This window comes from Aminobacter sp. P4_D5, from assembly GCF_056401815.1.
The window spans coordinates 1-715 of record NZ_JBFUIP010000708.1 but is presented as its reverse complement, the minus strand read 5'-3'; the positions used below and the strand labels follow the sequence as shown (position 1 = coordinate 715).

At 66.8% G+C, this 715-nt stretch carries 1 protein-coding gene; it reads right to left on the bottom strand.

Annotated features, from left to right (window positions below):
* Positions 1-43 precede the first annotated feature (43 nt).
* On the bottom strand, positions 44-715 hold a 672-nt coding region (locus AC1DWF_RS34465), incomplete at its 5' end, for a winged helix-turn-helix domain-containing protein (RefSeq protein WP_476842973.1).

Sequence of the window (715 nt, the reverse complement as noted above, 5' to 3'; positions counted from 1 at the left end):
GTGGATTGTCGGGGTCAGGGCGGTGACCGAGCAAACCCGTGATCTAAAGTGGTAGCTGCCGCCCATCGCGCAGCGGAGTGTGGTCAATGAAGCAGGGCTCGCCCATGCCGCCGCTCAAAGCAGCCGCCGCGGCCACAGCGGCCGTCGTCTTGCCGMTGCCACCCACGCCTACCAGCGTGACTAAGCGCCCGCGAGTGACGGCAACGCCGATTTTGGCGATCAGGGCCTCCCGGCCATGCAGTCGGCCGACTGCTGCAGGCAACCCAGGGCGCGACACTGTGCGTCCATCCTGTGGCTCATCATCCCGCCGGACAGAGGGCACGAGACGGTAGCCACGGCCGGGCACATTCAGAATGACGGGGCCGCCCGCCCCATCATGGCCGAGCGCGCGGCGCAACGCGCTGAGATGAACGCGAAGGCTACCTTCATCAACACTGAGGCCAGGCCAGACGCAATCCATGAGCCGCGCCTGGCTGACCAGTTGGCCGCCACCTTCGGCCAGAGTGCAGAGGATGGCGAAGGCCCGACTCCCGAGGGGGACGGGCAAGCCGTCACGCCACAGCGCGCCTTCCGCCGGTCGCAGCCGGAAGGGCCCAAAACTGACTGCTACGCCCCGTCCTTCCATCCTGCCCTTCGGCGCTACTCTTGGGCCAAGCATGGCATCCATCGGAATGGCGGTCATCAGCGCGCGGCTTAACAGGTCTTCGCAAGCCTT